The following is a 21,615-nucleotide window of genomic DNA, read 5'->3' as shown; positions in this document are numbered from 1 at the left end:
CGGTCTCACGAGGGGGAGGCTCCGACAGTCGACGGCGAATCCTCGCTCGCGCCGCTTCATCCTGGAGCCACAGCCCGCATGCGGATCGCCGTCATCGCCACGTACACGCACCCCACGCGCCTGCGCATCAAGGAACCCTCCATCATGCAGTCCTCCGTGCCGGAGCTCATCGCCGGCCTGTGCCCCGAGCACGCGGAGGTGGAGGTCTTCAACGAGAAGGAGGTGGACATCCCGTTGGAGCGGCACTGGGACCTGGTCTTCTTCTCGTACCTGCACTCCTACTACGAGCACACCAAGGTGCTCTCCACGCTGTTCCGCCAGCGGGGAATGATTACCGTCGCGGGTGGCCGCCACGCCACGCACTTCCCCGACGACGCGGCGCTGTACTTCGACGCCGTCATCACCGGCGAGCCCGAGTCCAACGTCCCCGCGCTCATCGCGGACTTCGAGAAGGGCCAGCTCCAGAAGCGCTACGAGCTGCCGTCGCTCGGCCCCACGTCCATCCAGCCGTACCGCTACGAGCTCATCGACTTCACGCACAACAAGGTGCGGCTGCCCGGCATCGAGGCCTCGCGAGGCTGCCCGTTCCACTGCAACTTCTGCGTCCTCACCGGCCATGAGCGCTACCGCTACCGTCCCGTCGCGCAGGTCATCGACGAAATCCAGACGCGCATGCGCTGGAACCCCAACTACCTGGGGTTGATGAAGGACGCCTTCATCTTCCTCGACAACAACCTGGGCGGCTCGCCCAAGTACCTGCGCGAGCTGTGCGAGGCGCTGATTCCCCTCAAGAAGACCTGGGGCTGCGCGCTCACCTTCAACATCCTCAAGGACGAGTCGTTGGTGAAGCTGATGGCGAAGGCCGGCTGCCGCTACGTGTACACCGGCCTGGAGTCACTCAACCCCGAGTCCATCAAGGCGATGAACAAGGGGCAGAACACGCTCTCGGAGGTCGACGCCGTCATCCGCCGCACCTTCTCCGCCGGCATCCTCCTGTCCTTCGGCCTCATCGTCGGCTCGGACGGCGACACCAACGAGTACCTGGAGAAGATTCCCGAGTACCTCGCGGACCTCCAGTACTTCTCCGTCACGTTCCTCGGCATCGTCAGCCCGTATCCGGAGACGCCCTTCTTTCGCGAGCTGCAAACCGAAGACCGGCTGCTGCCCGGCACCGTCAGCCGCGACTATGACGGCTACACGCTCTGCCACCGGCCGAAGAACCTGCACCCCTCGGAGGTGGTGGAACACTTCCACCGGCTCTGCGCGCAGTTGGGCAGCCTGCCGAACATCGCCCGGCACTACTGGTCCAAGCTGACCTTGAGCAACCTGCCCCGCTACAAGCAGACCATCCTCTTCGCCGGGCCCGAAATCCTCAGCATCCGCAACCCGCTGAAGAACCCGGCCCGCCGCTACATCGCCGGCATGGACGCGCTGGAGGACTGGGACACGAAGCAGATGGCGGCACTGGGCCTTCAACCCCAGCGCATCACCTGACCGCGACGGCGCGAGGCACTTCGTCCTGGACTGGCGGCGTCAGGCCCAGCTCGGCCTCCAGCCGGTCCAGGCGCCGCAGCTCCGCCTGGGCGCCAATGGACTGGAAGATGTCGCGCGCCCGCGCCAGGAACTCCACGCGCCGGTGCGGCAGCGCCACCGCCGCGTCATGGTACGCGACGCCCGTCTCCCACCGGTTCGGCGTGTCCTCCAGGAAGGCGATGGCGCCCAGGAACAGCGACTCCGCCGCCTTGCCGCCCTTCTTCAGCGCCAGCGCGCGCGCCGTCACCCGCATCGCGGGCCCCTTGATGTACGGGTAGTGCCGGCCCAGCAGCCGCGCCTTGAACAGGCAGCGTCGGACGATGGCCCACAGCGCCTCCTGGGGCACCGCCACGGCGCCCTGCTCCAGCGCGAAGAGGGCGCCCTCCGCCGCGTCGACGAGGCCAATGTGGAGGAAGGGCACCAGCACGTGGTAGCGCCACAGCGCCTCGTCCGCGCGCACCGCCATCAGCCCCGCCTCCTCCACCAGGTGCTCGCGCACCGTCACGTTGACCAGGTGGTTGAGGCTGGCGCACTGGTTGGCCAGGTCCTGCACCTCGATGCTGATGCGCAGGCCTTCCTCCAGCTCCGCGCACAGCTCGCCCACCTCGCCCTCGCCGCGCAGGTAGCGGCACATGGGAATCCACGAGTGCGCCCAGCCCTGGTGCATGAGCGCGTGCAGCTCCTCGCCCATCTTCCCCATCTCCACGAAGGCCCGCTCGGCCCCCTCGAAGCGCGAGGCGAGGAACTGGCTGGCGCCCAGCATCATCAGGCCCGTCTGCACCTCCCACATGTCCCGCACCTGGCGCAGCAGGGACATGGCCTGCTCGGCGTACTGCGTCGCCTGCGCCAGGTCGTTGCCGAAGAGGGACAGGGTGGCCAGCCGGCTCAGGGCGATTCCCTCCGCCGCCGGGTCCCTGGCCCGCCGCGCGTAGTCCAGCGCGCGCAGACACCAGCGCTTCGACAGCCCGAGGAAGCCCGAGCCGAACAAGAGCGAGCCGTAGTAGCTGCTCGCCAGGCTCAAGCCCCGCTCCCCGCGCGAGCGCTCCGCCATGATGGTGGCCACCATGGTCGCCCAGGTGAGCTTGGCGATGTCCTTGAAGTAATAGATCTTGATGAGCGAGATGAGCGTGGAGAGCTGCTTGAGGTACAGCGGCAGCCGGGCTCCGAGCGGCCTCGCCAGCCAGGGGAACAGCGCGTAGAGCAGGTGCAGTCCGAAGGCCAGCAGCGTGCGGACGACGAGCGCGGGCAGGCTCCCCGGCATGCTCTGCCCCATCAGCTCCATGGCCCGCTCCAGCTCCTGGATGGCCCGCTTGGACTCGCCCTTCTCCTGGTGCGCGCGCCCCAGCCCCAGGTGCAGCTCCGCGCGGCGTGACTCCAGCTCCTCGTCCGCCAGGCACTGCTCGAACATGTGGATGGCGCCCGCGTAGTTGCCCGCTTGCAGCAGCGTCTCCGCCAGCTCCTGCATCACCCGGCGCGTCTTGAGCAGCACCTCGTCGGGGTCCAGCTCCATCGTCCCGGCGAGGATTTCGATGGCGCGGTTGTAGTGGTGGAGCGCGTCGTCATTGGCGTACTGGCCGCGCGCTCCGCGGGCCGCCATCAGCGTGTACTCCAGCCCCTTCACCTCGTCGTTCCCGGCGAGGAAGTGGAAGGCGAGGATGCCCGCGGACGCGGCGGCGTTCTCTCCCGCGCGCGCTTCCAGGAACCGCGCCAGGCGGCGGTGCAGGTCCTCCTTCGACGACACCATCAGGGTGTTGTAGGCGGCGTCGCGGATGACGATGTGCTTGAAGATGCAGGTGTAGGGCTCCTCCACCTCCAGGAGGATGAGGCCCAGGTGCGTCAGCGTGTCGATGGCCTCGCGGATGCGCTGACGGGACACCGAGCCCGGCGCGAGCGCCGCCACCGCGTCCATCGTGAAGATGCGGCCGATGACGGACGCCACCTTCACCACCAGCTTCTCCGTCTCGCTCAAGAGGTCGATGCGCGCGAGCACCACGTCCTGGATGGAGTCCGGCAGCACCAGCGTCTGGAGGCTCCGCTTCAACTCCCGCCGCGACGCGCCCGGGGACACCGGCCCCAGGTAGCCGCCCTCCACCAGGCCCTGGACGATGGACTCCGCGAAGAACGGATTGCCCTGCACCTTGGAGAGGAGCACCTCCTCCAGCGCCGTGTCGGGCGGCTCCATGCGCAGGTGCACGCGCAAGAGCGCGCGGGTGTCATCGTCGTCCAGGCTGGACAGGTCCAACCGGCACAGCCCCGGCATGTCGTCGCGCACGTTGCGCAACTGCTCGCCGGGCCGCATCGTCACCAGCAGCGTCATCCTCAGCGGCGCCAGCCGGGCCGCGATGTACTCGATGAGGTCGACGGAGATGTTGTCCGCCCAGTGCAGGTCCTCGAAGAAGAGCAGCAGCGGCGTCTGCCGTGAGTGCTTCTCCAGGAGCTGGAAGATGATTTGGAACACCTTCTGGTTCTTGTGCCGCGCGTCCAGCCCCACCGTGGCCGGGTCCTCGTCCACGCCCAGGCCCAGGATGGCCGCCATGACGGGGATCCACTCCAGGCCCGCGTCCTCCAGCCCGTCGAAGCCCTGGCGCAACCGCGCGAGCTGCGCGTCCACGTCGTCGCCCTCGTGCAGGCCGAAGAGCTGCACGAGCACCTCCTTCCAGGGGAAGAAGGGCGTGAACATCTCGTACGAGTAGCAGATGCCGTAGAGGCTGCGCGCGCCGCGCGCCTCGGCGTCCTCCACCACCTTGGCGCCGAGGCGCGACTTGCCGATGCCCGCCTCGCCGGACACCACGCACAGCCGCCCGCTGCCCGACAGCGACTCCTCCACCGCCGCGTGGAGCTGCCCCAGCTCGCGCCCGCGCCCGACGATGCCGCCACGGCCCTTGATGAAGAGGCTGCGGCGCACCTCTCCCTTGAGCTGATAGACGGGCACCGCGCGGGAGACGCCCTTGAGCGTGGCGTCCTCCACGAACTCCGTGGTGAAGCCGCCCTGCTGGAGCTTGCGCTCCGTCTGCGCGTCGATGTGGATGCCCACCCCGTCCGCCGCGTATGTCATCAGGCGCGCGGCCAGGTTCACCACTTCGCCCAGCGCGGAGTAGCCCTTGCGCCAGGGCGAGCCCATGTCCCCGAAGTAGGCGTGTCCGGTGGCGATGCCAATCTGCAGCTCGCGCACGTACGGGAAGGACTCGCGCTCGCGGAGCAGCTTGCACGCCAGCCGGCTGGCCAGCACTTCCTTGTTCTGCTGCGCGGTGGGCGCGCCGAAGAGGACGTAGAGGACGTTTCCCTTGTCCGTGAAGTCCGTCATCAAGAGCACGCCGCCGTGGTGCGCGCTCTCGCGCTGGACGTGCTCGTAGAAGGCGTTCAGCTCGCGGGTGAAGTCCTCGACCTGGGACGGCGGGTGGTCCGTCTTGAAGCGCAGGAAGAAGCAGGTGAGGTCGCGGAAGTCGCCGCCCAGCTCCTGGTGCGCCGTGGTGATGCGGGTGAAGAGCACCGGGTGCAAGAGGAGCGCGCACCGGCCCACCAGCTCCTCGCCCCCCGGGAAGGCGAACGTGGGTGGAGGCCGCGCCGAGAGCGGCACCGAGGGCTCCAGGCGGAAGGCGCCGTCGCGCTCGTCCCCCACGCGCGCCAGGTCCGGCAGGAGCGCCCACGCCTCGCGGCTCAGGAGCACCTCGCCCACCTGGGCCCGCTTCTCCGCGGCCACCGCCTGCTCCAGCGGGTGGCCCACGAGCGCCGGGTGCATCCACATGCCCGTCGTGCCCAAGACGATGCGGTGCGACTCCCCCACGCCAATGCCGATGCGCGACGACACCGCGAAGCGCTGACCCAACAACTCCAGCCGGGAGAAGCGCGCCAGCCGTCGCTGCACGTCCAGCGCGCAGCGCGCGGCTCGCGCCACCGCCTCCGCGTCACCTTCGCCCCGCGCGGGCTCGAAGCACGCGAGGATGGAGTCACCGGCGAACTGGTAGATGTCGCCGCCGTGCTCCTTCACGACGTCGATCATCTCCGTGTAGTAGCTCTCCAAGAGGCGCTGGAGCGCGTCGATGCCGCGAGGACCTTCGCCGCTCAGCCCGACGACGATGGGCGTGAAGCCCGCGATGTCCAGCACCAGGATGGCGCCGCGCACCGCCTCGACGGGAGGCAGCGCGTGCGCCTCCGTGTCCTCCAGCCGGCGAAGCAGCGCGCCGGGGATGTAGGGCCGCAGCGAGGAGAGGACCAGGTCGATGTCCGACGACGACATGCGGTTGCCCTCAGCCCAACGTCCGGAAGCGGATCCACATCGCGACCACGCCCACCACGGCGTAGAAGAAGCCCTCGATGGTCTCCGACAGCGGCTGCGCCCGTCTCAGCGCGCCCCACACGTGGACCACGACCATCGCCGCGCACACCCAGCCGATGAGCTCGAACAGCGCCGGCTGGCTCCGGGGCTCCGGGACGTAGCGCACCACCGTCAGGATGATGGCCAGCGCCACCCCACCCAGGCAGCGGCCGAAGTACACCGTCAGGTCCGTGTTCCCCTGCACCGGCGCCCAGCCGAACCACCGCGCCCAGCGCAGCGGCATCAGCAACAACGGCAGCGCGAACACCAGCAGGAAGAACGTCGTCGAGACGGCGAGGAACCAACTGGCGAGTGGGTATTCAGCACTGATCATGTCGACGCACAGAACGACGCAGAACCCGAGTCTTCAGCGTGGAGCACCCAGTGACCCCAGGCGCCGCATCCTAGTCGTTTTTCCCCCGGCTTCGAGTGCGCTCGACCAAACCCAGCAATCCTGGCTTTTCTTGCTCAGGGAGCAAGGGGCCTGGCGGGCTCGCGGACGGAGGCGCGGATGAACTCGGCGACGCGCTCCAGGGAGTCGGTGCGCTCCAGCTCCGAGGAGAAGCGGCGGAAGCCCTCCGGAGGGCCGAAGAGGATGATGGGCTTGCCGTAGCGCAGGCACAGCGAGGCCTCCGAGGCGGTGCCGACACCTCCGGGCAGGGCCACGAGGGCGTGGGGCGTGAGCACGTTGATGTGGTTGCGACTCTGGGGGTCCGTGCCCTGCACACCGCTGAGGGGCAGGTGGGTGTAGATGGCCAGCTCCACGCCGGGGTTGGGGTAGCCGGGGCGCGGCACGTAGTCGCCGTCCTTCACGGTGCCCGGGACGATGCCGATGGAGATTCCCCGCCGCCCCACCACCTGCACGAAGGCGTCCGCGGCCGCCCGCATGACGCCGCTGCCGGCGCCCGTGAGCAGGTCGAACCCCGCCTCGGCGATCCACCGTGCGAGCGGAATGACACGCTCCAGGTGTTCTTCCTGGCCTGATCCGAAGACACCGATGATCCGCCGTTCCCTGCGCATGGATGCCCACTCCTTCCCGGACATGTGACCGGCCCTACCCCCAGCTTCTTCCATGTGCGTCCGACGCATCCGGCGCAACCGTTCAGTGAGCCACAGAGGGGGCGTCCGCCGTTCACCGACGGAAGGATCCACCCCAGGACAGACGCTGAAATGACACTTGCAGGACGGCGCGGGCACCGGGGTGCGACACCCCCTGGAGCCCTCCTCCTGTCAGACCCCCTCCCTACCCTCCTTCACGTCAAGCCTGGAGGTCGGCCTTGTTCGACACCTGTGGTGGATGTGAGCGGCGCGGTGGCCCTGGTGAAATCTTCGACTGGTGCGCGAACTGCGAGCTGTCCTTGTGCGCCCGGTGCATGAAGCGGGGTTGCTGCGGCGCGCTCCCCGCGGAGTCGGGGCGGGGTGCGCCGTTGATGTTGCCGGACCCGCCGGAAGAGGAGGATGTGCCGCTGCCCGAGCACTTCGGGGGCCGGTGCTGCTCCAGCGCCCGCGCGGTGGCGTGCTCGTGCGCCTTCCACTGGGTCTGCGAGCGGCACGGGGACCAGCACATCGGCACCCACGACTGAAGCGACGGGCCCGGGGAAGAAATTCCGGGACGCGCGTTCAACCGTCGGCGGCACAGAGCCAAGGACGTCCCGAGCCTGGGTGGCTCGTGGCGAAGACTGGCGGGGGACTCGTCGATGACCATGGTGCTGGGGCGCGGGCCGAGTCACGTCCGGCTGATGGAGCTGGTCGCCGCTGCGGCGACGAATGACGCGGAGGTGCTCATCCAGGGCCCGAGCGGTGTAGGCAAGGAGCTGTATGCGCGGCTCGTCCATGAGCAGAGCGCCCGCGCTCCCCACCCGTTCATTCCCGTCAACTGCGGGGCGCTGCCGCCGGACCTCTTCGAGAACGAGCTGTTCGGGCACGTGGGTGGGGCCTTCACCGGCGCGAAGACACGCAATCGGGGGTTGGTGGCGGAGGCGGAGCACGGCACCCTCTTCCTGGATGAGCTGGACGCCCTCCCGCTCTCCAGCCAGGTGAAGCTCTTGCGCCTCATCCAGCAGAAGGAATACCGGCCACTGGGTGACTCACGGCTGTACCGCTCCGATGTGCGCATCATCGCCGCCACCAACACGGACTTGCTGGCGGCGGCGCAGGCGGGGAGCTTCCGGTTCGATTTGTTCTTCCGCCTGCGCGTGCTGCCCATCGACGTGCCCCCGCTGCGCGAGCGGCCGGAGGACATCCAGCCGCTGTTCGAGTACTACCTGGGGCGCTACGCGGAGGAGTACGGCAAGGAGTCCGTCACCTTCACAGACGCCGCGCGGCAGCGGCTGATGACCTACGCGTGGCCGGGTAACATTCGCGAGTTGGAGAACTGCGCGCGTTATCTCCTGTGCACGCGCGCGGGGACGTGTGTCGAGGAGGAGGACCTTCCGCTGCTGGCGGAGTCCGCGCCCACTGGGCACCGGGAGGCGATGTCGTCCGCGTCCCGCGAGTCATTCCAGACGGCCAAGCGCCGCGTGGTGGAGGCGTTCGAGAAGGCGTGGCTGGAGGGCTCGCTCGTCGAGCATGGAGGCAACATCGCCGCCGCCGCGCGGGCCAGCGGGAAGCACCGCCGTGCGTTCTTCGAGTTGATGCGACGGCATGGACTCAAGGCCCACTCCCGCTGACGTATGGATGCGTCGCGCCGGAGCCAGATCGATGGGCTCCACCCGAAGACATCCTGGTTCGGTTCACCTTGCGGCGAGTAAGGAGTGCTCGGAACGCAGGTCTGCTCCTTCGGCACCACCAGGGCGAACGCGAAGAGCCCGAGAACGCTCGTAGTGAGGGCCGCGAAGCTCGGCATGCGCCTCGACATGAAGGACGAGGTCAGTCGTCGTGTGCGAGGGAGGAGGACAACTGACGGTGTGCGTTGGCCTGGCCGAGCAGAAGGTTGGCCTTCGCCTCAAAGGCCTGCACGGCGTCGGCACCAGCGGCGAAACGTGCCGGCGGATTGTCGCTTCCGGCGAGCTGAACGATGGCGCCAGCGAGCTTCACCGGGTCTCCGCCCTGCTTGCCGTCCATGCGGCTCCAGGCCGCGACGGTCTCCCGGGAGCTTTCCGCGTAGTCACCGATGGAGGACTTCGCATAGGTGGTGGAGCCAGCGGTGAGCAGTTCGGTGCGGAAGAAGCCAGGCTCGACGAGCATCGTGCGGATGCCGAAGGGGGAAACCTCGGGTGTGAGTGACTCGACCCACCCTTCAAGGCCGAACTTCGCGGCGGCGTACGCCGAGCAGAACACTCCGCCAGCGATACCAGCGGTCGACGAGAGGGTGAGCAACAGACCGGAGCGTTGCTTGCGCATCACCGGTAACACCGCGCGGGTGACGTTCATCGGGCCGAACAGCAGCGTCTCGATTTGATTGCGGACCTGCTCGGGGCTGAGCTCTTCGAAGAAGCCGGCGTAGAAGTTGCCCGCGTTGTTGACCAGGACGTCAATCCGGCCGAACTTTTCGAGGGTGGCCTCGACCGCATCCCGGGCGTCCTCGGGACGAGTGACGTCGAGCTTGATGGCCAGCAAGCCATCGTGGTCGCCAATCGCCGCCGCGACCTTCGTGGGGTCGCGGCCGGTGGCCACGACGGAGTGACCGGCGGAAAGCGCCGCCTTGGCGAGGTCGACGCCCAGTCCCCTACCAGCCCCTGTGATGAGCCACACTTTCCTATCAGTCATGAGCGTCACTCCGTTTCGTCGACAACCCGCATCTGCATTTCGTTCATTCGGCCGCCGTGCACTTCGAGCTTCACCAAGGCGGCGTGAAGTTCAGCGAGTTCCGCTGGTGTCAGCCGCACCTGGACCGCCCCCAGGTTCTCCTCCAGGTGGTTCAGTCGGCGCGTGCCTGGAATCGGGACGATCCACGGCTTCTGCGCGAGGAGCCATGCCAGCGAGAGCTGGGCGGGCGTGGCGCCCTTCATGATTGCAAAACGCTTGAGGAGTTCGACGAACGGGGCGTTGGCCGCCAGATTCTCGGGACTGAAGCGGTCAAAACCAGACCGGAGGTCCGTCTTGGAGTCGAGCCCCGTCTGGGCATTCATTGTTCCGGACAGATACCCCATCCCGAGCGGCCCCCATGGAACGAAACCGATCCCCAGCTCCTCGCACACGGCGAGCACGCCGTTTCGCTCGGGAGCTCGCTCCATGAGCGAGTATTCGGTCTGGACGGCGGTCACCGGCTGAACGGCATGCGCCCGGCGGAGTGTCTTCGCGCTCGCCTCGGAGAGGCCGAAGTGCAGGACCTTGCCCTCGGCAATCAGCTCCTTGATGGCCCCCGCCACGTCTTCGATGGGAACACTCGGATCCACCCGGTGCTGGTAGTAGAGGTCGATGCGGTCGGTCCTGAGACGCTTGAGTGAACCCTCGACCACCTTCTTGATGTGCTCCGGGCGGCTATTCAGTCCCGGGGGGCCTTCCAGATTGAAGCCGAACTTGGTTGCAATCACGACCTGGTCGCGGACGGGGGCGAGCGCTTCACCGACAAGGTCTTCGCTCGTGTAGGGACCGTAGACCTCGGCCGTGTCGAAGAATGTGACACCCTTCTCGTGGGCCGAGCGAATGACCTGGATGCCCTGGCTTCTATCGGCGGGCGGGCCGTAGTTGGCGCTGATGCTCATGCATCCATGTCCCAGCTCCGAGACCTCCAGACGTCCAAGCATTCGCGTCTTCAACTTGTCCTCATTTCCACGCGGCCCGTGGGTCTTTTCCTGGGGATGACTGGACGGCGTGGCGCACGCCCATGGCCCCACAGCCAGCGCCGCACCGGCAAGGGCACTCCCCGCCAGGAAGTCGCGGCGCCCGAGGGCTCGGCGCTCTGGGAGGGTCGAGTCAGTTGCCTGTTCGTGCTTCTTCATCGTGGGTCCCTTTCGGTCTCGTGCCACCATGCCTTGAGAGATAAGCCCCGGCTCCGCGACGGACTAGACGCCCCCAGACAAACGGGCTGTTAATCCCTGCACGACAATCTCCCTCTGGGCTCGTGGCCATGCCCAGGTGATTTCGAGCGAGTGACGGGGCAAGCTCTCGCTCATGAACACGATTCCCTTCCCGCAGCTCCAAGCGTTCCTGACCGTGGCGCGACATCGGAGCTTCAGCGGTGCGGCGAACGAGTTGAGCGTCTCCAGGTCCGCCATGAGCCAGGCGGTGAAGCAGCTCGAGGAGCACTTGCACGTGGTGCTGCTCACGCGCACGACGCGCAGCGTGGCGCTGACCGACGCGGGAAGGCGCCTCGTGGAGGAGGCGGGTCCGGGGCTCCGCCAGATGCAGGCTGCCCTCACGACCGCATCCGCTCAACCGGGCGAGGCGGTAGGCCGGCTGCGACTGTCGACCCCCCTGATGGCGATGCCCTTCGTCATCACCCCCGTGCTTCCTGCCTTCCGTGAGCGACACCCGAGAGTGGAGGTGGAGGTCGTCGTCGAGGACCGCTTCGTGGACATCGTGGCGGAGGGCTACGACGCGGGCGTTCGGCTGACCGAAGCCATCGAGCGGGACATGGTGCAGGTGCGTCTCACCGATGCCTTCCGTTTCGTGGTGGTGGGCGCCCCCAGCTACCTCGAGCGCCGCGGCGTGCCCCAGAAACCCGAGGACCTCCTGCGCCACGAGTGCATCACCTACCGCTCTCAGACGAACGGGACGATCTACGCCTGGGAGCTGGAGCGCGGTCGCAGGAACTGGCGTGTGCCGGTGCACGGGGGTGTCGTCACCAACAACGGACTGATGATGCTGTCCCTGGCGGAGGCCGGGGCCGGGCTCATGTACGCATTCGAGCCGCAGGTGCAGGAGCAGCTGCGCACCGGACGCCTGAAGGTGGTGCTCGAGGCCTACGCGCCCACCGTTCCCGGATTCTTCCTCTACTTTCCCAGTCGGGCCCGGCGCTCCGGCCCCCTGCGCCTCTTCGTCGAGGCGGCGCGCGAGCTCTCGGTCAAAGCCGTGTGAACGTGAGCCATTCCATTCAGGGTGATGAGTGACACCAGCGGGGGCTGAAGGAGTGTGTTCGGGTTTGCTAGAGTCCCGACATGCGCCCCCATCCGCGTCTGGCCCGAGGAAGCATGCTGCGTGTCCTGGTGTGGCTCACCAGCGGCATCGTCCTCCTCGTCGTCATCGCCATTGTCGGACTCGATATGTTCATGCGCTCGAAGTACGAGCCCACGCTCGATGCGATGCGGCAGGAAGTCACGGCGCACGTGGACTTCTTCTGTGAGGAACAGACGAAGCTCGCTGCCGACCCTTGGTTCCACGAGCCGCGCACCCAAGGCGATGCGGGGGCGCTGCTCAACCGGTGGGCGGCATGGGAGCCTCCCGGCCCGCCGATGCCCGCGGACTCACCGCTCCAGCTTCCCGCGCACCTGAAGGAGAAGAAGACGCTGGAGGAGTGGTTCGCGGCAGCCCCGGACCTGTCGTCGCTGAATTTCGAGTGGATGCGCGAGCTTCAACGATTCGACCGGTGGGACATCCTCCAGAACATCCCGTTCAAGCATGACGAGCCGTTCAATCTGCTGACGGCACCCTTTCCGAACTTCATCGCGCTCCAGGACTGGTCCAAGTTCAGGTTGCTGCAAGGCATTCGGACCGGACAGCCCCTGGAGGCGGCGCGGGACGTGCGTCACCTCGCGTGGCTGTCCTACCGGACGGACACAATACTCGGCGCGATGATCGCCAACGCCCTTCTTGGGCTGGAGCGCAGGGCGCATGCGCTGATGAAGGAGCCTCCCTCGGAGTGGCGACCCATGAGCCAGGAGCAAGGAGACCGCCTGCGCGCCGTGTTCTGGGCGAGCATGACGTTCTCCAGCATCAACACGCCCGTGGACGTGGCGAGGAAGGCGCGAACCTGTGGGTCTGGAATCTCTCGCTGCCTCGGACTGGTCGAGGCCAGCAATCTGGCGAAGTACCTTCAGCCCCTCGCGGAGCCGGTGAATAGAGAAGCCTACGCGGAGATACAGACGGAGCTGGCCACGCCCTGCCCCACCTCCATGTTGGCGACGCAATGGCAGCACGGCAACACCATCGATGACCCCCAGCCCGTCGGTGGCGCCATGCCAGACCAGCCCGCGTGGATGCGAAGTCTTCCCCGCCGCTTCGCCGGAAAGCACATCGCCGGAATCCTGATGTCCATCGGGGTCCAGAACATCGATCTGCTGAAGAAGCTCCCACAAGGACAGGCCACTCCAGCCTCGGCCGAAACCACTCGTTGAGCAGCCCAAGGCGAGGCCTCATCAAGCAAGCATGATGCGGGTCATGGCTCTCCAATGCAGGGCCATGCGGGCCGTTCATCCCATGAAGGTGGAGCATCTCGCGTGGCAATCCGTGTCACCGCGCACGGTCGGACTTTGTCGTCCCAGGCACGTGGACATTTTCCTCCACCCCTGACTTCGCAACGATTCCGCGAGGTTCCGCTCCACTCCCTGGAGCAATTCATCCTCCCTGGCATGGCGCGTGTGCTCACCCCGCCACTCAAGTGGCTGGGATCACTCATGCGCGCTCGCTTCACCGCGTGGGCACGCCCGTTGCTGTCCAGCCGCTGACCTTCCCGCCGCACCATGGGGGTGTGGGTGGGGGGCTGACGTCAGCGCTGGGGGCACAGGTCGGTGGCGACGTACGCGGCGATACCAGCGGTAGGACAAGCCCTCCTGGCCCTGCTGGAGCAGTCCTGCCCGAAGCCTGAGTTCGAGGGCGCGAAGTTCCGCCTCTACCAGGCCTCCGACTTCAAGGCCCCCATGGATGAGGGCATCTCCCTCTTCCTCTTCCGCGTCACCCCCAGCACCACGCGCCGCAATCTTCCCGGTCGACTCGACTCGCAAGGCCGCCGCACCCGCCGGCCCCTCCCCGTCGACCTCTACTACCTGCTCACCCCCTGGGCGAAGTCCGCCGCCAAGCAGCACCGGCTCCTCGGCTGGGCCATGCGCCAGCTCGAGGACACGCCCACCCTCACCGCCAGCTTCCTCAATCACTACGGCACACCCGAGACAGACACCTTCCTCCCAGACGAGACAGTCACCGTCGTCTACGAGCCCTTGAGCATCCAGGACATGCTCAACGTCTGGGAGCCCGGCAAGCCGAACATCCAGGTCTCCGCCTCGTACGTCGCTCGCATGGTCGGCATCGAGTCCGCCATCGCCGATGAGGAAGCCGGCCCCGTCCAGACGCGCGTGCTCTCACCCGGAAAGGTGACCGAGCGATGAGGCCCGCCATCCACGTCCTGGAGCACGTGTCGCGCGTGGCCCCGCTCGGCATCCGCTTCCGCGACGAAGCCACGGGGGCGTGGATCAACGAAGGACTGCGCGTCAGCGCGTTCCCCGTGGGACAGCCCGCGTTGCGCCGCGAGTCCGTGGTCAACCGCTCGGGCATCCACCTGCTGATGAACCTGCCCGGACTGCGAGATTTGGAGTTCGGGGGCGAGCACGCTGGAGACGACGTGTGGTGGGCCACGCTCCCGTCGCGCCGTCCGTACACCGTCGAAGTGCACGACAGCCTGGACCGCTTCCTCTCGTGCTCCTTCCGCGCGCAGCTTCCCCACCGGGGACTCTTCTCGCTCGACTGCGTCGCCTCTCCGCCCTCGCCCCTGTCACCGCCAGCGCCCTCCGTGCCGCTCTTCTCCGCGCCCACGCGCCAGAGCGCCGTGCCCATGGCCGTGGTGCGCGCGGAGCTGTGGGACACGAAGGCGAAGGCCCCGGCCGCGTGGGCACTGGTGGAAGTCACTTCCACCGGTGGCGTCACCGCGCGCGGCATGACGGATGAGCGCGGACGACTGGCGCTGTTCTTTTCGTACCCGGCCCCCGTGGACTTCGCTCCTGGCTCCCCCGTGGATGCGTCCAGCCTGCCTCCGGGACCTCCACTGCTGGAGCAGACCTGGCCGCTCCAGCTTCGCGTGCACCATGACTACCGCGCACCCGGGACGGCGCCGCCGGACGTGTGCACCACGCTGTCCCAACCCCCGGCGGGGGTGTGGGCGGACACGGGCAGCCCCCAGGCGCTGCTCGAGCCAACGCTGCGCTACGGCCAGGAGCTCGTCCTGCGCACCCAGGATGCGCCTGCCTCCCGGCTGTGGATCACCCCCACGGGTTCACCTCCCTAGGAAATGACCGATGCCTGAATATCTCGCTCCCGGTGTATTCGTCGAAGAGACCAGCTTCCGCTCGAAGTCCATCGAGGGCGTGAGCACCACCACCACAGGCTTCATCGGTCCCACCCGCTACGGGCCCGTGGAGTTGGAGCCCGAGCTCATCACCAGCGTGGTGGAGTTCGAGCGCATCTACGGCAACCGTCGACAGCTCACCTTCACCGACGACGTCACGCTGCACAACTACACCTGGCACGGGGCACGCGCCTTCTTCGAGGAAGGCGGCAAGCGGCTCTACATCAGCCGCGCCTTCCGCCGTCCCGACGACGCGCTCTACACGGGCCTCGACACCACCATCGACCTGGGCACGGGCACCGCCGTCTCCACCGAGTACAACGACGGCCACGCCCGCGCGCTCCTGGATTCGAGCGCGAACCCCAAGACGGAGACGCTGTCGCTGACGGCGCGCTTCCCAGGCTCGGCCGGCAACCTGCGCGTGCGCTTCTCCCTGCGCGTGGGCCAGAACGTCCTCTCCTTCGAGGGAGGCACGCCTCGCGTGGGCGCCCTCCTGGCGCGCGACGTGGTGCTCATCCGCGATATCAAATCCCCCATCTCCAGCCCCGTGGGCACCGGCGAGTTCTACCTGGCCACGTGGGACGAGGACGCGCAGGACTGGAAGTTCACCGGCGGCGCTGGCAGCCCCCTCTTCCTCGCGTCACTGCAAGAGGGCGCGGGCTTCGAGATTCGCGTCGTCACCGTCGCCGTGACGGCCATCCCCATGGATGACCCGGCCTCCGCGCAGACGTGGGACGGCCTGGCCCTGGACCCGGCACACACGCGCAGCGGCGCGGCGGACTCGCTGTCCGCGCGCTTCGGCTACGACGCGGATGAGCCGTCGAAGAACCGCGACGTGCCCATCATCATCTCCACGCAGAATCTGGATGACGGCGTGGAGGTGCTGGGCGCCTTCCTGGATGCCAGCCTCGCCAGCCCCATCATGAGCCCGCCGCTGGACTCGGCGCTGGAGGACCCGGACTCGCCCGAGGCGCAGCGCTCGCTGGAGGTACTGCTCAAGGGCGGCAGCGACGGCATGCGTCCCACCGCGGATGACTACAAGGGCCAGCAGGTCCCCAACACGACGCGCAAGACGGGCCTGTTCCACTTCGAGGACCTGGAGGACATCTCCATCGTCGCCGCGCCGGGCTCCACGTTCGGCCACGAGAACGGTTACGGCGCCAACTCCGCCACCATCATCAACCTGCTCATCTCCCACGCGCAGCGGATGAAGTACCGCATCGCCGTGCTGGACAGCGGCAATGGCCAGACGCTCGGACAGGTGCGGGCGCTGCGCGCGAAAATCGATACCAGCTACGCGGCGCTCTACTACCCGTGGATAAAGGTGTTGGACCCCGTCACGCGCCAGCCCATCTTCCTGCCGCCCAGCGGCTTCGTGGCGGGCATCTATGCGCGCAACGACGTCAACCGCGCCGTCTACAAGGCCCCCGCCAATGAGGTGGTGAACCTGGCGCTCGGCTTCGAGACGAACCTGAGCAAGGCGCAGCAGGAGGTGCTCAATCCGGAGGGCATCAATGCGTTCCGCTACTTCGAGGGCCGCGGCAACCGGCTGTGGGGCGCGCGCACGACGTCGTCGGACCCGGAGTGGAAGTACGTCAACCTGCGGCGGTACTTCGCCTACCTGGAGCGCTCCATCGACAAGGGGACGCAGTGGGCGGTGTTCGAGCCGAACGGCGAGCAACTCTGGGCCAACGTGCGGCGCACCATCGAAGACTTCATGCTCAATGAGTGGCAGCAGGGCGCGCTGCTCGGAGAGAAGCCGGAGAAGGCGTACTTCGTGAAGTGCGACCGCAGCACCATGAGCCAGAACGACCTGGATAACGGTCGGCTGGTCTGCCTCATCGGCGTGGCGCCGCTGCGCCCGGCCGAGTTCGTCATCTTCCGCATCGGTCAGTGGACCGGCGACCGGAAGTAATCCCTCTGGAGACCACCCATGGCTGTCTTTCGTGATCGCCCCTATGTGCAGTTCAACTTCCTGGTCGACCTGGGCGCCGGCAACGGCACCGAGGGCCCCGATGCGGGCTTCCAGGAGATCTCCAACGTGGGCATGGAGGTCACCGTCGCGGAGTACCGCAACGGCAACGAGAAGGAGAACAGCGTCCGGAAAATCACCGGCCTGAACAAGGCCACGGACGTCACCATGAAGCGCGGGGTGATTGGCTCGCTCAGCCTCTACAAGTGGTTGGACCAGTTGCGCAACGGCGAGTCCAACGCGCTGCGCACCGTCACCATCCAGCTCCAGAACGAGGACCACACCGCGGTGGTGCAGACGTGGAAGCTGCTCCGCGCGCGCATCATCAAACACGTCAGCGGCCCCTTCAACGCGAAGGGAACGGACGTGGCCATCGAGGAGCTCACCATCGCGTACGAGCGCCTGGAGATGGAGTGACGTGAGCCGCCCCGCCGCCAGACGCCTCCCCGGCTTGCGCTTCGAAATCCAGGCACCGTCCGTCGTGGACGTGCTGCCTCGGATGGACGTGGGCGCGTTCGTCGGCTTCGCCTCCTCCGGCCCCCTGCACGTGCCGGTGGCGGTGGAGGACGTGGCGGACTTCGAGGCGGTGTTCGGCGAGGCCCCGCTGCTCGCATGGGACGCCGAGCGCGGAGAGCCCGTGCAAGGGCACCTGGCCTCGGCGGTGCGCGCGTTCTTCCGCAACGGCGGGCGGCGCTGCTGGGTCGTCCGCGTGGCGGGGCCTGACGCGAAGTCCAACACCTTCCCCATCCCGGGCCTGCTGCGCTGCGCGGAAGGGGGCGTGGTGAGCGCGGCCCTGGCCCGTGCACGCTCGGAGGGAAGCTGGTCGGACCCGGTGCGTGTGGCGGCGTCCATCCATCGCGAGCTGGTGGACCTGGTGGACTGGAGCGCCACCGGGAGTGGCGAGGCGACGCTCGTCGTGACGGCCTCGGGTGGCGTGGCGGTCGGTGATTTGCTGCGCGTGGGATTCGATGGCACCGCGTGCGCGCTGCTCGTGCCCGTCGAGTCGGTGGAGGCCGTGGGCCAGGAGGCGACTCCGTCCTTTTCCGGACCCGCGCCCCGACGGGTGACGGTGCGCGTGCGCACGACGAAGGCCCGGTGGCTGGAGTCGAGCGTGGCGCCGACAGCTTTGCCCACCGTGTCGTGGTTCCGAGGAGAGGGGGACGTCGTGTCGCTCGGGGCCACGGCACTGGTGGATCCGGGGCCGGGCGAGGCGCCTCGCGTCCTCACGCTCACGTTGAGCGTGACGCCGGAAGCGGCACCTCCTCCGGGCGCGGTGCTGCGGTTGGTGGAAGCGTCCCTCGGTGAGCACTGGCTCCTGGTGGAGTCCGTCGTCCTGGGCCAGGTGGGCGCGGGCGCGGTGCAGGTCTTCGGGGTCGCCTCGCGAGTGCGGACATCCACGCCCGGGGCCGTGAGCTCCGCGCCGGCCTGGTGTGAGCGACTGACGCTGGGCCTGTGGACCCGCCGGAGCGCGGAGCAGCCCGCGCAGTTGGAGCGGCTCGGCTTCTGCCCCAGTCATCCGCGCCACTGGGCCGCGCTGCCCACGGACACCGAGCGGGCCCGGTTCGAGGACGCGGAGACGCTTCCCTCGCGGCTTCCCGAAGAGCGGCTGCCAAGTGACTGGCGCCAGGGCATCCCCAGTAGCCGCTTCCCGCTCGCGGGCCCGGGGGCACAGGGCGAGGCGTTCTCCATCCCCCTCGGCCTGTCGGACTCGCCCACTTCCTACGTGGGCTGCACGCCGCCTGCTGGAGACTCGCTGACTCGAGATGGGCTCGCGTCCTTCGACGCGGATCTCTTCCTGGATGCGGACCTGAAGTCCCTGAGCATCGAGGCCCTTCCGGCACAGGCGGACTTCCTGCGCTACCAGAGCAGTCGGCCTCGCGCGCTCAAGGGCCTCCACGCCGTCATGGACCGGCTGGATGCGACGCTGGTGGCCGCGCCCGATGCCATCCATCGCGCCTGGGTGCGCACGGGCAGGCCGCCTGTTCCACCGCCCTCGCCGAGCGAGCCACTGCCCGAGCCGGACTGGGGCACGTTCCTCGACTGCGCATATGAGCCACCTCCCGCGCCCGCGCCGCTGGTCGCCTCGCCTCTGGAGCCCACCTCCGGGCAGCCCTTCACCCTGACCTGGGCGACGCTGCCGGGCGCGGGCATCGAGTACGTGCTGGAGGAGGCGCTGCGCCCGGACTTCAGCGACGCCGCGGTGCTGTATCGAGGGCCGCTCACCACGCGCACGTTGTACGGGCGCACGCCTGGCACTCGCTACCACCGCGTCCGCGCGGGGCGAGCGGGCATCACCGGGCCCTGGACTCCAGGCGTGGCCGTCAGCGTGTCGCCGCCCGCGCGGTGGCAGGTGCTGCCAGCGACGTCCTACGACGTGGGGCCCCTGTTCGCGGTGCAGCGTTCGCTCGTGCGCATGGCGCGTGCTCGTGGGGACCTGCTGGCCGTGCTGTCCCTGCCCGAGCACTATCGCGAGGAAGACGCGCTCGCGCACGCCAGCGCCCTGCAGTCGCCCCTGGGCTCGGAGGAGGATGGCGTTCCGCCGCTCGGCTTCGCGGAGGACGCGGCGCTGTCGCACGGCGCGCTCTACCATCCGTGGACCTTCGTCTCCGAGGAGAACAAGCCCGCGGAGCCTCGGCGCATGCCTCCGGATGGAACCGCGTGCGGCGTGCTCGCCCGACGCGCGTTGGAGCGCGGGGCCTGGGTGGCTCCCGCCAATGAGCCATGGACCGGAGTGGTGGCGCTGAGCCCCGCCATGGGCCGCGAGTGGTGGCTGGACTTGCAGGAAGCGCAGGTCAACGTGGTGCGGCAGGAGCCGCGCGCCTTCCTCACCCTGTCCGCCGACACCCTGGCCACGGACCCGGACCTGCGTCCCATCCATGTCCGCAGGCTGTTGTCACTGCTGCGACGCGCGGCGCTGCGCCTGGGGGCCACGTATGTCTTCGAGCCCAATGACGCCAGCTTCCGTCGCCGCGTGCAGCGCGACTTCGAGTCGCTGCTCGGAGACCTCTTCGTCCGGGGAGCCTTCGCCGGGAAGACTCGCGACGGCGCGTTCCAGGTCGTGGCCGGCGCCGAGCTGAACACGCCCTCCCTCGTCGAGCAGGGTCGCTTCTACGTGGACCTGCGCGTGGCGCCGTCCCAACCCCTCACCTTCCTCAACGTGCGGCTCGTCCAGAGCGGCGACCGCGGGCTCGTCACGGAGGCGCGTTAGGCCATGGCCACCACCGAGGACGAGACGGTCATCGACCCCTTCATCGCCTTCGCCTTCGCGGTGGAGATCTCCATCCCGGACGTCACGCCCAAGGCATGCTTCGCCGCGTTCTCCGAGTGCGACGGCCTGGAGATGACCATGGACGTGAAGACGATTCGCGAAGGTGGCAACAACGGTCGGCAGATTCGCCTCACCGGCGCGCACAGCTTTGGCCAGCTCACGCTCAAGCGCGGGATGACGGCCAATGACGACTTGTGGCGGTGGTTCGAAATCCTGAGGACCCGTCCCCGGCTGCGCGCCAGCGCGGAGGTCGTGATGTTCGGCCCGGCGCTGGAACGCCAGGAACGCGCGCGCTTCATCCTGTCGCGCTGCCTGCCCGTGAAGCTCAAGGCGCCTCCGCTCAACGCGAAGGACGGCATGGTCGCCATCGAGGAGCTTCAAATCGCCTACGAGTCCCTCACCCGCAAGGCCGGAGGCGCCTGAGCCATGTCCGACGACGCCACGCCTCTCGCGAAGGCGAAGCTCCTCCAGCTCGACTCCAACTTCGAGCACCCGATTGACGAGCAGACGACGTCCACCGTGGTGCAGTTCAACCCGGAGACGCTCAAGGTCGCCTACGCCAACCAGGTGCAGCAACCCTCCGGAGGTGGAGATCAGCGCGGCACGCCCGCGCAGCAGTTCGTCGGCGCCGGCACCACCAAGCTGAGCGTGCAGCTCTGGTTCGACGTGACGGGGCAGCCAGAGGGCGCTTCTGACGCGGTGGAGGACGTGCGCAAGCTCACCGCGAAGGTGGCCTTCTTCATCACTCCGAAGAAGGAGGGCGACAAGTTCGTCCCGCCCGCCGTGCGCTTCCTGTGGGGCAGCTTCCAGTTCGACGGAATCATGGAGTCGATGGAGGAGTCGCTGGAGCTGTTCTCCGCCGAGGGCCTCCCCCTGCGAGCCAGCGTCAGCTTCAGCCTGGCGCAGCAGAAAATCACCGCCTTCGTCTTCGCGCCCACGCAGCCTCCCGCGGGCACCAGTCCGAACCCCAGCGGCAAGGGCGCGGGCGAGGCACCCATGAAGTCCGCGCCAGAGGGCTCGACGGTGCAGGGACTCGCGTCGAACGAGGGCAAGGGCGCGAGCTGGCAGGGCATCGCCTCCGCCAACGGAATCGAAAACCCGAGGCGACTGGCCCCGGGGCAGCTCATCGACTTGCAGGCGGGCATCAACATCGGAGTACGGCGGTAGCGGGGGGCGTGCATGGCCGTGGTCATCAACGAGATGGAAGTGGTGAGCGCGCCTCCAACGGCGTCCACGTCGTCAGGGGGCGGCTCGGGCGGGTCCGGGGGCTCGGCGGAGGGCGCCGCGTCGTCCGTGCAGAAGACGCACGAGCAGGAGCGCGCCCAGGTCCTCCACCGCGAGCGGCACGCGCGCGTGCGCGCGCACTGAGC

At 68.2% G+C, this 21,615-nt stretch carries 18 protein-coding genes; 13 read left to right on the top strand and 5 right to left on the bottom strand.

Translation table 11 applies throughout. From position 1 onward, the window contains the following. Positions 1–78 precede the first annotated feature (78 nt). Complete coding sequence (locus G4D83_RS12880) at positions 79–1,494, top strand: B12-binding domain-containing radical SAM protein (protein ID WP_163865016.1); 1,416 nt, start codon at positions 79–81, stop codon at positions 1,492–1,494. Here the strand turns inward: G4D83_RS12880 and G4D83_RS12875 are convergent. The 3 genes from G4D83_RS12875 to G4D83_RS12865 form a co-directional block, all read right to left on the bottom strand. Further along, positions 1,487–5,770 carry an AAA family ATPase gene (locus G4D83_RS12875; protein WP_163865015.1) on the bottom strand — a complete coding sequence of 1,428 codons (4,284 nt, stop codon included), beginning with the start codon at positions 5,768–5,770 and terminating at the stop codon, positions 1,487–1,489. The two genes, G4D83_RS12880 and G4D83_RS12875, sit on opposite strands and share 8 nt — an antisense overlap. Before the next feature lie 10 nt (positions 5,771–5,780). After that, a complete protein-coding gene (locus G4D83_RS12870; protein WP_163865014.1) occupies positions 5,781–6,182 on the bottom strand; it encodes a hypothetical protein in 402 nt (133 codons plus the stop codon). Between the two features lie 134 nt (positions 6,183–6,316). Continuing rightward, positions 6,317–6,868, bottom strand: a complete 552-nt coding sequence (locus G4D83_RS12865) for an SLOG cluster 4 domain-containing protein (RefSeq protein WP_163865013.1) — start codon at positions 6,866–6,868, stop codon at positions 6,317–6,319. Between the two features lie 257 nt (positions 6,869–7,125). On the opposite strand from G4D83_RS12865, the gene G4D83_RS12860 reads away from it, so the two are divergent. Together G4D83_RS12860 and G4D83_RS12855 are read left to right on the top strand one after the other, a co-directional pair. Next, positions 7,126–7,431 (top strand): hypothetical protein, encoded by a 306-nt coding sequence (locus G4D83_RS12860; RefSeq protein ID WP_163865012.1) that lies wholly within the window; start codon positions 7,126–7,128, stop codon positions 7,429–7,431. 114 nt (positions 7,432–7,545) lie between these two features. Continuing rightward, positions 7,546–8,517, top strand: a complete 972-nt coding sequence (locus G4D83_RS12855; protein ID WP_163865011.1) for a sigma-54 interaction domain-containing protein — start codon at positions 7,546–7,548, stop codon at positions 8,515–8,517. A gap of 199 nt (positions 8,518–8,716) precedes the next feature. Here the strand turns inward: G4D83_RS12855 and G4D83_RS12850 are convergent, their stop codons facing one another. Together G4D83_RS12850 and G4D83_RS12845 are read right to left on the bottom strand one after the other, a co-directional pair. Next, positions 8,717–9,556, bottom strand: a complete 840-nt coding sequence (locus G4D83_RS12850; protein ID WP_163865148.1) for an SDR family oxidoreductase — start codon at positions 9,554–9,556, stop codon at positions 8,717–8,719. 5 nt (positions 9,557–9,561) lie between these two features. Then, the gene (locus G4D83_RS12845) at positions 9,562–10,731 is read right to left on the bottom strand and encodes an aldo/keto reductase (protein ID WP_163865010.1); all 1,170 of its coding nucleotides are present in this window, start codon (positions 10,729–10,731) and stop codon (positions 9,562–9,564) included. 172 nt (positions 10,732–10,903) lie between these two features. Here G4D83_RS12845 and G4D83_RS12840 point away from each other — a divergent pair, with 172 nt between their 5' ends. The 10 genes from G4D83_RS12840 to G4D83_RS12795 all read left to right on the top strand — a co-directional run bounded on the left by G4D83_RS12840 (position 10,904) and on the right by G4D83_RS12795 (position 21,613). Further along, positions 10,904–11,809, top strand: a complete 906-nt coding sequence (locus tag G4D83_RS12840) for a LysR family transcriptional regulator (protein ID WP_163865009.1) — start codon at positions 10,904–10,906, stop codon at positions 11,807–11,809. Between the two features lie 113 nt (positions 11,810–11,922). Beyond that, positions 11,923–13,065 (top strand): hypothetical protein, encoded by a 1,143-nt coding sequence (locus tag G4D83_RS12835; RefSeq protein WP_163865008.1) that lies wholly within the window; start codon positions 11,923–11,925, stop codon positions 13,063–13,065. A 393-nt stretch (positions 13,066–13,458) separates the two neighbouring features. Beyond that, positions 13,459–14,052, top strand: coding sequence for a Pvc16 family protein (locus G4D83_RS12830; protein ID WP_163865007.1), 594 nt, complete (start codon positions 13,459–13,461; stop codon positions 14,050–14,052). Beyond that, positions 14,049–14,945: a hypothetical protein gene (locus tag G4D83_RS12825; RefSeq protein ID WP_163865006.1), complete on the top strand. Its 897-nt coding sequence runs from the start codon at positions 14,049–14,051 to the stop codon at positions 14,943–14,945. The genes G4D83_RS12830 and G4D83_RS12825 overlap by 4 nt, the downstream gene beginning before the upstream one ends. Positions 14,946–14,955: 10 nt before the next feature. After that, entirely contained in the window at positions 14,956–16,920 is a 1,965-nt protein-coding gene (locus G4D83_RS46030) for a phage tail sheath subtilisin-like domain-containing protein (RefSeq protein WP_163865005.1), read from the top strand. Positions 16,921–16,938: 18 nt separating this feature from the next. Beyond that, on the top strand, positions 16,939–17,394 hold the full coding sequence (locus G4D83_RS12815) for a phage tail protein (RefSeq protein WP_141643598.1): 456 nt from the start codon (positions 16,939–16,941) through the stop codon (positions 17,392–17,394). A gap of 1 nt (position 17,395) precedes the next feature. Continuing rightward, positions 17,396–20,185, top strand: a complete 2,790-nt coding sequence (locus G4D83_RS12810) for a hypothetical protein (RefSeq protein ID WP_163865004.1) — start codon at positions 17,396–17,398, stop codon at positions 20,183–20,185. A 3-nt stretch (positions 20,186–20,188) separates the two neighbouring features. Continuing rightward, the gene (locus G4D83_RS12805; RefSeq protein ID WP_163865003.1) at positions 20,189–20,668 is read left to right on the top strand and encodes a phage tail protein; all 480 of its coding nucleotides are present in this window, start codon (positions 20,189–20,191) and stop codon (positions 20,666–20,668) included. 3 nt (positions 20,669–20,671) lie between these two features. Then, positions 20,672–21,412 carry a CIS tube protein gene (locus tag G4D83_RS12800; protein ID WP_163865002.1) on the top strand — a complete coding sequence of 247 codons (741 nt, stop codon included), beginning with the start codon at positions 20,672–20,674 and terminating at the stop codon, positions 21,410–21,412. Between the two features lie 12 nt (positions 21,413–21,424). Next, a complete protein-coding gene (locus G4D83_RS12795) occupies positions 21,425–21,613 on the top strand; it encodes a hypothetical protein (protein ID WP_163865001.1) in 189 nt (62 codons plus the stop codon). Positions 21,614–21,615: the final 2 nt, after the last annotated feature.

This window comes from Myxococcus eversor (genome assembly GCF_010894455.1).
GTDB lineage: Bacteria > Myxococcota > Myxococcia > Myxococcales > Myxococcaceae > Myxococcus > Myxococcus eversor.
The sequence above is the reverse complement of the archived record's forward strand: the minus strand, read 5'-3'. Positions and strand labels throughout refer to the sequence as shown.